Source organism: Wolbachia endosymbiont of Drosophila baimaii (assembly GCF_028982185.1).
In the GTDB taxonomy this organism is placed as follows: domain Bacteria; phylum Pseudomonadota; class Alphaproteobacteria; order Rickettsiales; family Anaplasmataceae; genus Wolbachia; species Wolbachia pipientis.
On record NZ_JAPQLE010000049.1, the window covers coordinates 1 to 11,042 of the forward strand.

Annotated in this window: 8 protein-coding genes, 2 rRNA genes and 1 pseudogene; 6 read left to right on the plus strand and 5 right to left on the minus strand. The window is 36.3% G+C overall.

The annotated features are described in order from the left end of the window. Nucleotides 1-539 precede the first annotated feature (539 nt). The gene (locus OZD66_RS01575; protein WP_182366561.1) at nucleotides 540-2,324 is read right to left on the minus strand and encodes a ribonucleoside-diphosphate reductase subunit alpha; all 1,785 of its coding nucleotides are present in this window, start codon (nucleotides 2,322-2,324) and stop codon (nucleotides 540-542) included. Nucleotides 2,325-2,382: 58 nt separating this feature from the next. Continuing rightward, entirely contained in the window at nucleotides 2,383-3,459 is a 1,077-nt protein-coding gene (locus OZD66_RS01580) for a methyltransferase domain-containing protein (RefSeq protein ID WP_182366559.1), read from the minus strand. A gap of 335 nt (nucleotides 3,460-3,794) precedes the next feature. Between OZD66_RS01580 and OZD66_RS01585 the strand changes: the two genes are divergently transcribed. Together OZD66_RS01585 and rrf are read left to right on the plus strand one after the other, a co-directional pair. Further along, nucleotides 3,795-6,560 (plus strand): 23S ribosomal RNA (locus OZD66_RS01585). A gap of 66 nt (nucleotides 6,561-6,626) precedes the next feature. Then, nucleotides 6,627-6,733 (plus strand): 5S ribosomal RNA (rrf, locus tag OZD66_RS01590). 85 nt (nucleotides 6,734-6,818) lie between these two features. Here the strand turns inward: rrf and OZD66_RS01595 are convergent. From OZD66_RS01595 to rpmH, 3 genes and pseudogenes are all read right to left on the minus strand, one after another. Further along, a complete protein-coding gene (locus OZD66_RS01595; protein ID WP_182366557.1) occupies nucleotides 6,819-7,082 on the minus strand; it encodes a hypothetical protein in 264 nt (87 codons plus the stop codon). A gap of 85 nt (nucleotides 7,083-7,167) precedes the next feature. Next, nucleotides 7,168-7,491: pseudogene (gene rnpA, locus OZD66_RS01600) on the minus strand (ribonuclease P protein component); the annotation flags it as partial. Nucleotides 7,492-7,510: 19 nt separating this feature from the next. Continuing rightward, the gene (gene rpmH, locus OZD66_RS01605) at nucleotides 7,511-7,645 is read right to left on the minus strand and encodes a 50S ribosomal protein L34 (RefSeq protein WP_006279898.1); all 135 of its coding nucleotides are present in this window, start codon (nucleotides 7,643-7,645) and stop codon (nucleotides 7,511-7,513) included. A 107-nt stretch (nucleotides 7,646-7,752) separates the two neighbouring features. Here rpmH and pstC point away from each other — a divergent pair, with 107 nt between their 5' ends. From pstC to OZD66_RS01625, 4 genes are all read left to right on the plus strand, one after another. Next, nucleotides 7,753-8,841 (plus strand): phosphate ABC transporter permease subunit PstC, encoded by a 1,089-nt coding sequence (gene pstC / locus OZD66_RS01610; protein WP_182366606.1) that lies wholly within the window; start codon nucleotides 7,753-7,755, stop codon nucleotides 8,839-8,841. Between the two features lie 101 nt (nucleotides 8,842-8,942). Then, nucleotides 8,943-10,370, plus strand: a complete 1,428-nt coding sequence (gene atpD / locus OZD66_RS01615) for a F0F1 ATP synthase subunit beta (protein ID WP_012673086.1) — start codon at nucleotides 8,943-8,945, stop codon at nucleotides 10,368-10,370. A gap of 12 nt (nucleotides 10,371-10,382) precedes the next feature. Next, nucleotides 10,383-10,727, plus strand: coding sequence for a F0F1 ATP synthase subunit epsilon (locus OZD66_RS01620; protein ID WP_065095371.1), 345 nt, complete (start codon nucleotides 10,383-10,385; stop codon nucleotides 10,725-10,727). Next, nucleotides 10,708-10,851 (plus strand): hypothetical protein, encoded by a 144-nt coding sequence (locus tag OZD66_RS01625; protein WP_156518021.1) that lies wholly within the window; start codon nucleotides 10,708-10,710, stop codon nucleotides 10,849-10,851. Before OZD66_RS01620 ends, OZD66_RS01625 begins: the two co-directional genes overlap by 20 nt. The last annotated feature ends 191 nt before the right edge of the window (nucleotides 10,852-11,042 follow it).

The following is an 11,042-nucleotide window of genomic DNA, read 5'->3' on the forward strand; positions in this document are numbered from 1 at the left end:
AAAAACATTCCTCTATTCGAATCCTTTCGTCGTGCTGTTGATTCTGCCTTCCTATGACCTGTTCGGACTATTATGAGAAATGCTATAAACGCTGCAATTTAGCTGCTTTTAAATGCAACTAACCTAAATTATAAACGTTAGGAAATTTACTGAGCGGAAAAAAAGGCAAAGAAACCCTAGGGTAGCTAGTATTCAAATTCTCCCTTGTCTATTTGACGTCTTTTACTGTCTAAACGCTTTATAAGCGCGTTTCGGCTTGTATAGGTAGAAACCTAAAAGTTTTATAAAGACATGAGGTGCACATAGTGCAAAAAATTAAGCATGATTTACGCCAAATACATTAAGTTTTTTTGTCATTAATCCACCGCAGAGATTGCGAAGATAAATAAATAGCTTCAGTTTCATGATAAGGGGGCTGGCGGAGTTTGTCAAGAAAGTTTTTTCGTTTCTATTTCCAATAAAAGTGCGTTATATGGTTATGCAAGAAGTCTATTTACCCATTTGCTTAACTTTCTCTCTACTTTTTCTGAGTAAGGCCGCTATTGGCATGACAGACATTCATCGTAGTCAATATCTGTTTTTTGCTGCAATATTTCACTTTTTTTGAATATGTCATGCGAGACCTTATCGGCTCTCTGCATTGATTGTGATCTGCAGTAATATAAGCTCTTCAATCCTTTTTTCCAAGCAAGCATGTGTATTTTGTGCAAGTAACGTTTATGTACGTTGGCAGGTAAGAACAGATTTACTGATTGAGATTGACAAATATACGAAGTTCTATTACTTGCATGTTCTATAATCCATCTTTGGTCAAGCTCGTACGCTGTTTTAAATGTCAATTTTTCATGCTCACTAAGAAAATCTAAATGCTGAACGGAACCCTCGTTTGTTGAAATTGAAGACCATATTTTATCATTGTCTTGATTTTTTTCTGCTAATAGTTTTTGCAAGAATTTATTTCGCACTACAAATGAGCCTGTAAGTGTCTTTTGTATGAATACGTTTGCTGCATATGGTTCTATTCCAGGAGAGGTATTACCTGCAATAATGGAGATCGAGGCAGTAGGAGCAATAGCGAGCTTGTGTGTAAACCTTTCCATTAGATCAACTTCTTTGGCATCAGGACATGCCCCCTTTTCTTCTGCTAATTTTTTAGAAACTATATCTGCTTGCTCGCGTAAATACTTAAATATTTTTTTATTCCATTGTTGTGCTGTTACTGATTCAAAAGGAACCATTTTGCTTTGTAAAAATGAGTGAAAGCCCATCACACCAAGACCAATACTGCGTTCTCTGGCTGCAGAATATTTTGCTCGCTGCATTTCATTCGGTGCTTTATTTATGAAATCTTCCAATACATTATCAAGAAAGCGCATTATATCTTCTATGAAGAGTTTATTGTCTTTCCATTCTTCGTAGTACTCAAGGTTTACGGATGATAGACAACACACAGCAGTGCGTGACTTATTCAGGTGATCATAACCTGTGGTTAAAGTTATTTCACTGCATAGATTTGACATCTTGACGTCTAAGTTGAGCTTTTTGTAAGATTCTGGCTTATTGTTATTTGTTGCATCAAGGAAAATAATGTAAGGTTCTCCAGTTTCAACTCTTGCTGTTAATATTTTGATCCATATATCCCGCGCTTTTACAGTTGAAATAACCTTATTGTTGTGAGGGCTTATTAAATTCCATTCTTGATCATTCTCAACAGCCTGCATAAATTTATCTGTTACTATTACAGCATGATGTATATTTAACGCTTTGCGATTTGGGTCACCGCCTGTTGGCTTGCGTAAATCTAGAAACTCTTCTATCTCCGGATGAGATACAGGAAGGTAGACTGCTGAACTTCCTCGCCTTAGGGATCCCTGACTAATTGCAAGCGTTAGAGCATTTTGCACTACAATAAATGGAACAATTCCTGATGTTTTGCCGCTACCCTTTACGCTTTCGCCTATTGAGCGTAAATTTCCCCAATAACTACCTATGCCTCCTCCACGTGCAGCAAGCCAAACATTTTCGTTCCATAGATCAACTATTCCCTGCAAGCTGTCTTCGGTTTCATTAAGAAAGCAAGAGATAGGTAACCCTCTCTTAGTGCCACCATTGCTGAGTATTGGTGTTGAAGGCATGAACCACAAGTTGCTCATGTAGTCATAAAGACGCTGCGCATGTTCTTTATTATCAGAATAGTAATTAGCAATACGTGCAAAGAGGTCTTGATAACTTTCATTTTCTATTAAATACCTGTCTGATAGAACTGCTTTTCCAAAGTCGGTTAATTTGCTGTCCTTTGCGTAATTAATGGTAATGTTATTCATAAAGTTCCTTTTATTCTTTTATTATATATAGATACTTAAAAGTCATTTTGAGCGATTTTTAAGTTAGGTTTTTCGGATTTTCTTGTTGATGCTGTAATGCAAACAAGATACCGTCAACCTGACTGCCATATATTTTACAGTAACTCGTATAACTTACTTGCATATTTATTTCTTTTGCAACATGTTGAACATAACTTTCTGAGTGACGAAAATAGTCTCCTTTATTTACAAAGTCAATACCTTCACCTTCCTTTCTTCTTATTAAACATACAATAACCCCTTTTTTGCTCGTAGATCTTTTTGCTAATTCCAATTCTTCTTGAAAGTCATGTAGATAATGTAGCACTTCAGCAAAGATAATTACATCATACTGCTGGTTTTTCTCTTGTTTAAGAAACTCTTTCATTTCCATATGTATTAATTCATTGTAAACAGGCTTACCTTTTATAAAGCATCCTCTTGCGATATTTAGCATTCTACTTGAAATGTCAATTCCTGTTATGTGGTTTCCAATACTATTTATTTTTAAGAAATGACCACATATTCCAGTCCCACAACCAAGGTCAAGTATATTGAGCTCAGAAGTGGAGTTGTTGAAGATTTTTGTAATTATCATGTGTACAAGTTCATGCCCTCTATATTGTTTGGCAATCAACCAATGCTCAACAAAATATTCACCTGTGTAATCAAAATATTGTCTTATGAGGTTTTTTGGCAATTCTGTAATAGGCGCTGAGTTTGTCATTTTTTTTATATAGTAAGACGCCTCCTCGTGGTCATTATCTAATTTTAGTGTCCTTGTTAAATAATTATAAGCTTTGTTAGTATTCCCTACCGCAAAATGACACCTTCCGATGTTATACCAGACTATAGGTAAATGGGGGTAAAATATGCTAATTAACCAAAATCGTAACTTTGCATCTGATATGCTACCTTTATAAAAGTGATATAAACCGATTTCAATGTTGGTATTTAACAGGTTCTTAGATTTTTTAAGAAGCACTGTCATTTCTTTATGAAGAGTATTATATTTATTCACAATGAAGTGTTTTACTTTCTTAATATTTAATACGCCAATGAGCTTAGACATACAATTTAAAGCAACGTTTTTTATAAAAGAGAGATTACTTTTCATACGTTAGAAATACTCCGAATGTTTATTATCATTTTTAGGCAATTGATTTTAACACATTTTATCTTACAAAATATCTTTTTTATTAATTTTTACTGTATATATAAGTTTACCACATATTTCTCAGATTATACTGTTTAGGATCGCTAGTATATTGTTGTTGATAATATAAGTAAATGTTTTGTGCAAAAAGGCGTTGACATATTATTTATTAGGTTATAGTATATAAAAGATTAATTTAGTTTTTAGATGTTTGACAAGTTTTATGGTAGAGATTAATTTAGTCTCAATTCAATTTTAATAATATTTAACTCTGCATATTCTGCATATAGTCGGATAAATAAATTATTAAGAGCACTTGATGGATGCCTTGGCGTTAAGAGGCGATGAAGGACGTGGCAGGCTGCGATAAGCTGTGGGGAATTGTCAACAAATTTTGATCCGCAGATTTCCGAATGGGGAAACCCAACTAGTTTAGCTAGTTATTACGTACTAAGTATGTAAAGCAAACTTGGTGAACTGAAATATCTAAGTAGCCAAAGGAAAAGAAATCAACCGAGATTCTGTTAGTAGTGACGAGCGAAAGCGGAAAAGGCTAGTGATTTAAGAATAAGAATTAGAATACTCTGGAAATAGTAACCATAGAAGGTAATAGTCCTGTATAAGTAGAAAGTTTTTAAATCCTTGAGTAGAGCGGGGCACGTGAAATCCTGTTTGAATATGGGGGGACCATCCTCCAAGCCTAAATACTCCTTGACGACCGATAGTGAACAAGTACCGTGAGGGAAAGGTGAAAAGAACCCCGGGAGGGGAGTGAAATAGAATCTGAAATCAAGTGCTTAAAAACAGTTGGAGCTCTATATCAATTTATTGATATTTAGAGTGACAGCGTACCTTTTGCATAATGGGTCAGCGAGTTAATCTATGAAGCAAGCTTAAGCCGTTAGGTGTAGGCGTAGCGAAAGCAAGTCTGAATAGGGCGTTTTAGTTTTATGGATTAGACCCGAAACCAAGTGATCTAGTCATGACCAGATTGAAGGTGTGGTAAAACACACTGGAGGATCGAACCGGTTAATGTTGCAACATTATTGGATGAGTTGTGATTAGGGGTGAAAGGCCAATCAAACTTGGAAATAGCTGGTTCTCCGCGAAATCTATTTAGGTAGAGCGTTGTATGTATGTTGTTGGGGGTAGAGCACTGGATAGACTAGGGGGATTCACCGTCTTACCAAATCTAACTAAACTCCGAATACCAACAATTAATTATACAGCAGGCACACTACGGGTGCTAAGTCCGTGGTGGAAAGGGAAACAACCCAGATCACTATCTAAGGTCCCAAAATTACAGCTAAGTGGGGAAGGAAGTAGAAAAACCATTACAGCTAGGAGGTTGGCTTGGAAGCAGCCATCCTTTAAAGAAAGCGTAACAGCTCACTTGTCTAAACAAGTTTTTCTGCGCCGAAAATGTACCGGGGCTAAAGCTGTATACCGAAGATGTGAGTGCTTATTGATTTCGATCAATAGGCGCGGTAGCGGAGCGTTCCGTAAGTCTGTGAAGGTGGTTTGTGAAAACTGCTGGAGATATCGGAAGTGAGAATGCTGACATAAGTAGCGTAAAAGAGTGTGAAAAACACTCTCACCAAAAATCTAAGGGTTCCTACGTTAAGTTAATCTGCGTAGGGTTAGTCGGTTCCTAAGGCGAGTCCGTAAAGGAGTAGTCGATGGCAATTAGGTTAATATTCCTAAACCTCTTAAGTGTGACGGGTTTCGTATTTGTATAGATCTTATTGGATTGATCTATGCTTAAAAGAAGCTCCAGGAAATAGCACTTATATTTATGAGGCCGTACCGCAAACCGACACTGGTGGATGAGTAGAGTATACTAAGGTGTTGAAAGAATGATGTTGAAGGAACTCGGCAAATTATACCTGTAACTTCGGAAGAAGGGTAACCTGCTTTTAGGCAACTATGAGTAGGTGGCACAAAATAGGGAGTAGCGACTGTTTACTAAAAACACAGGACTCTGCAAACACGTAAGTGGAAGTATAGGGTCTGACGCCTGCCCGGTGCTGGAAGGTTAATACGAAGGGTGCAAGCTCCGAATTGAAGCCCCAGTAAACGGCGGCCGTAACACTGACGGTCCTAAGGTAGCGAAATTCCTTGTCGGGTAAGTTCCGACCCGCACGAATGGCGTAACGATTTCTCCACTGTCTCCAACATCACTTCAGCGAAATTGAATTCCCCGTGCAGATGCGGGGTACCCGCGGTTAGACGAAGAGACCCCGTGCACCTTTACTATAGCTTTACATTGCTATTAAAAGTGTGATGTGCAGGATAGGTGGGAGACTTTGAAGTTATGGCGCTAGCTATAATGGAGTCAACCTTGAGATACCACCCTTTACACTTTTGATATCTAACTATGTTTCATTATCTGGAACTAGGACATTGTATGGTGGGTAGTTTGACTGGGGCGGTCGCCTCCTAAAAAGTAACGGAGGCGTGCGAAGGTAAGCTAGAGCTGGTCGGAAATCAGCTTGATAGTATAATGGCATAAGCTTGCCTGACTGCGAGGCTGACAAGCCAAGCAGAGACGAAAGTCGGTCATAGTGATCCGGTGATTCTGTATGGAAGGGTCATCGCTCAACGGATAAAAGGTACGCCGGGGATAACAGGCTGATGGTGTTCGAGCGTTCGTAGCGACGACACCGTTTGGCACCTCGATGTCGACTCATCACATCCTGGGGCTGAAGAAGGTCCCAAGGGTTCGGCTGTTCGCCGATTAAAGTGATACGTGAGTTGGGTTTAGAACGTCGTGAGACAGTTCGGTTTCTATCTGCCGTGGGTGAAGGAAATTTGAGAAGGTCTGGCTCTAGTACGAGAGGACCGAGATGGATATACCTCTGGTGTACCAGCTGTTATGCCAATAGCATCGCTGGGTGGCTATGTATAGATGGGATAATTGCTGAAAGCATATAAGCAAGAAACCCTCTTCAAAAAGATTTCCCAATTAAGGCCGTGGAAGACTACCACGTTGATAGGCTAGGTGTGGAAGCATGGTAACATGTGAAGCTAACTAGTACTAATAGCCTGATTGATTTATTTGCTTTCTATATGTGTGTATGCAGTGTTAAATATTAAGTTAAAATTGTTAAGTTAGAAATTTTTATTGACTTGGTGGCTATAGCAAAAATGAACCACCCGATCTCATCTCGAACTCGGAAGTGAAACTTTTTAGCGCTGATGGTACTTGAAAAGGGAGAGTAGGTCGCCGCCAAGTTTATAAAAATTTCTTTGTTAATTAGACAGTAGGTATACTTATATTTTAACTCTCTTGTTTTGTTACTATTCTTTAAGTTTTTACTTTAACCACGATATCTTTTTTTTCTTATATGTTCTTGGTCATTTTCTACATTATTTAGCATTGTTCCTACTTCCCCTAATTGATTCCCTTTTGAAGGAGAATTACTGATTTCTGGTAATATTACATTACCTCCCACTTTTTTAAATAATTCTTCTTGTTGGCGAAATGCTGACCTCCAATCTGTTCCTGTTCCTTTAGGAAGAAATAAGAATTGATACATCTGACCAAAGCTTGTGTTATTTACCTCTTTTATATGCTCTACCATTCATCATACCCATTAACTATTTTTAAAAATTTTACCTATATTATCATAAAAAATATAGTTGTAAATACCTTAATTGAGATTTTTTTTATTTTATCTTTTTTAAGCAAATAGTTAGATCTTTTTGTAAGTTTTTATAACTTGCTTGCATAATGTTTCTATGAGTTAGTATTATGTAGTAGTGCCCTATATTACTTATATTTAAAATGCTAATTTTAGCAAGCATTCGTAGTTGCCTTTTTATTTTATTTCTTTTTGCTGCTTTTCCGGTTTTTTTACTGATAGCCAGACCTACTCTAATAGTATGAATGTACTTTTCAGGTTCTCTTTCTTTTATAGCGTACAGTGATATATAAAGCCCACGATAAAAAAGACTGTTGAGTGCTAACTTATTTTTGAAAGCAGAAGAAAAATCTTTTTTTTTATACTTACTATGCGCATAATTTGTTACACCCTAATGAACGGCGCCTATTAAGGATTTTTCTTCCAGCTCTTGTTGCCATACGTGAACGAAATCCGTGTCTGCGCTTTCTTATCAAATTTTTTGGTTGAAATGTTCTCTTCATTGTTTTTATATTAATATAATTATTTATTTTAAATTGTTTTACTTTATTGTCAAATAATGGTGAACTTGTATGACATTTTCGTAGAATAAAATTTGATGCATGGAAGAATGAATTCGGTGATAGTCATACCTGTCTTACTAATCCTTTTATTTTGTTTTAGTAGGTTTCAAGAAGTAAATAAGGTTAAATCTTATCTATATCTTAGTTGTGTATGGATGCTAACTTGGTTGTTAGTATTCTATAATAATTGTTTTGTAACTTTTATTTCTATAGCGTTACTTTTTTTCATGCTTGCTTTTATCTTTAAAAATAAAAGAAATAAGATAATAAAACTTTCGTTATTTGTGGCTTTGGCCATATCATTTTTTATCACTTTATTTATAATGCTGTCTATTTTTATTCAATCCATTAGTTTTTTTAATAAAGTAGCTATTTCAGAATTCTTGTTTTGCTTGAAATGGGGCCACAATGTAGTTACTATCAATGAAGAGAAGATAGGATGTTTTGGTATAGCGCCGCTTTTAGTTGGTACATTACTTATAACTATTATAGCAATGGTAGTTGTCGTTCCGCTTGGTTTATTTTCTGCAATATATATTAGTGAATATGCGAGTGAGAAAGTGCGTTATATTGTTAATACAACTTTGCAAGTTTTGTCTGCTATTCCTACGGTTGTATATGGATATTTCGCGGTTGTGTTTTTGTCTTTCTTTATAAAGCAGGTAGCAAATTTTTTTGGTTTAAGTATACACTCAGAAAGTGCCTTAGTTGCCGGTTTATCGATTGGGATAATGATTCTTCCTTTTATTATTTCTTTACTCGAAGATGCCATAAGATCTGTTCCAAAAAGCTTGCGTTATGGCTTCATGGCACTTGGTGCAACTCCAGCGGAAACTATATGGCATATAACAATACCTTATGCAATGCCTACAATTTTAAGTGCAATTTTATTGTCAATTTCAAGAGTGATAGGTGAAACAATGATTGTGCTAATGGCTGTTGGAATCAACGCAAATTTGACTTTTAACCCTCTTAATTCAGTTACTACCATTACCGTGCAGATCGCTACATTACTTACCGGAGATCAGGATTTCAATAGTGTACAAACTCTTGCTGCTTATGCGCTTAGTTTAGTATTGTTTATTATTACTTGGCTATTAAATGCATTTGCATTGTTTGTAATGAAGCGTAACTAGTAAGCGTTTTAATGTTGCAAAATTTCTATTAATAATATAAAATTTATTTTCTTTAGAAGTTCTTTTATGGAATTATAGTGTTAGGTGATAAAAATAAAGAGATGAATATAGGTAGAGCGATTAAGGTAACTCAAGCAGTTGTTGATATAAAATTTGAAGGTGAATTGCCTAAAATATTTAATGCTTTAAAAAGCAAACTAAAATATAAGGATAAGGAGCTGGTTTTAGAAGTTTCGCAGCATATAGGTGACAATATAGTTCGTTGTATTGCTATGGATAGCACAGATGGCATGTCAAGGGGGGATGAATTTGTTGATACAGGTGCACCAATATCGGTGCCAATTGGGCGTTCAACTTTAGGAAGGATTTTTAATGTTGTTGGAGAGCTTATAGATGAGTGTGGTCCACTGAAGGGAAAATATAACTTAGAGCCTATACACAGAGCACCTCCAAGTTTTACTGAACAGAGAATACAGGAAGAAGTTTTAGTTACGGGAATAAAAGTTATAGATCTTCTTGCACCTTATCTTAAAGGAGGAAAAATTGGCTTATTTGGTGGAGCCGGTGTTGGTAAAACAGTCCTAATAATGGAATTAATTAATAATATAGCAAAAGCTCATAAAGGATTTTCTGTGTTTGCCGGGGTAGGGGAGAGAACGCGTGAAGGTAACGATCTTTATCACGAGATGATCACTTCAAATGTAATAAATATAAATGAGCATGAAAAATCTCAAGCTGTTTTGGTTTATGGTCAGATGAATGAGCCTCCTGGAGCAAGGGCTAGAGTTGCTTTAACAGCACTTACTATGGCAGAGTATTTTCGTGACCGTGAAAACCAAGATGTTCTATTTTTTGTGGATAATATCTTTAGATTTACACAAGCTGGTTCTGAAATTTCTGCTTTACTTGGAAGAATACCGTCAGCTGTTGGTTATCAGCCAACCCTTGCAACTGATATGGGTGCAATGCAAGAAAGAATAGCTTCAACAACTTCTGGCTCTATTACTTCTGTGCAAGCTATATATGTTCCTGCGGACGATTTAACTGATCCAGCCCCAGCAACTACGTTCTCTCACCTTGATGCCACCACAGTGTTGTCAAGGCAAATAGCTGAAATGGGAATATACCCTGCTGTTGATCCACTTGATTCAACTTCTCAGTCTTTATCTGCTGAAATCATTGGTGAAGAACATTATAAGGTAGCTTCTGAGGTGAAACGTATATTGCAAACTTATAAATCACTGCAAGATATTATCGCAATACTTGGTATGGATGAGCTATCTGATGAAGATAAAATTATTGTTGATAGGGCTCGTAAGATTCAGAAATTTCTTTCTCAACCTTTTCACGTTGCAGAAATATTTACTGGCATGCCTGGTAAATTTGTTTCACTTTCTGATACTGTTTCCAGTTTTAAAGGAATTGTTGAAGGCAAATATGATCACTTACCAGAGGCTGCTTTTTATATGGTGGGGAATATAGATGAAGCAATAAAAAAGGCTGAATTAATACAAGCTGAAGCTAAATAAAAGTTAAAGATTATGAATACTTTTAAAGTGCAATTTTTCTCTCCTGATGATCAAATTTCATTCAGTGGAGTGGTTTCTCTTTCAGTAACTGGGCTCGAAGGGGAGCTTATGATTTTAGCTCACCATGCTCCTTACTTAATTTATTTATTGCCTGGTATGATTACTGTTAAAATGAGTAACCAAACAGAAAAGAAGGTTGTAATTGATAGTGGCGTATTAGAAGTTGCAAGTAATAATTGTAGCATTATAACAAGTCAAATTCAGGTTTTTGATCGTGCAATTCATGATGAGAAATCGTTTAAAAATAAGAGAATTAGTATATATTTAAGTTATCTTGATGAGAAGTTTCTTTCTTAGTTATTTTAGGCAAAAAGTCAATTATCATTCAAGTGGCTATAAGATTTTTGCTCAGGGGGCTCTTTTTTGTCATCCCAGAAACCCCGGGGTGTCATCCCAGTGTCGGAGTACTTTAGGTGTATGATCCCAGAGTGTGATGGTATGGGACCATACACCTAATCAAGTAAAAATTAAAGAAGGAGAGTTGGTTGTAACGGTTGGAGATAACGACTTTGTTTTACCTGGAATTTATAGCATTTCTCATAATAGTCCGAACAGGTCATAGGAAGGCAGAATCAACAGCACGACGAAAGGATTCGAATAGAGGAATGTTTT

Coding starts and splice junctions, on each gene's coding strand:
- OZD66_RS01625 (WP_156518021.1), top strand. CDS start 10,708: ATGAGAAGTTTCTTTCTTAGTTATTTTAGGCAAAAAGTCAATTATCAT.
- OZD66_RS01595 (WP_182366557.1), bottom strand. CDS start 7,082: ATGGTAGAGCATATAAAAGAGGTAAATAACACAAGCTTTGGTCAGATG.
- rpmH (WP_006279898.1), bottom strand. CDS start 7,645: ATGAAGAGAACATTTCAACCAAAAAATTTGATAAGAAAGCGCAGACAC.
- pstC (WP_182366606.1), top strand. CDS start 7,753: ATGAATTCGGTGATAGTCATACCTGTCTTACTAATCCTTTTATTTTGT.
- atpD (WP_012673086.1), top strand. CDS start 8,943: ATGAATATAGGTAGAGCGATTAAGGTAACTCAAGCAGTTGTTGATATA.
- OZD66_RS01620 (WP_065095371.1), top strand. CDS start 10,383: ATGAATACTTTTAAAGTGCAATTTTTCTCTCCTGATGATCAAATTTCA.
- OZD66_RS01575 (WP_182366561.1), bottom strand. CDS start 2,324: ATGAATAACATTACCATTAATTACGCAAAGGACAGCAAATTAACCGAC.
- OZD66_RS01580 (WP_182366559.1), bottom strand. CDS start 3,459: ATGAAAAGTAATCTCTCTTTTATAAAAAACGTTGCTTTAAATTGTATG.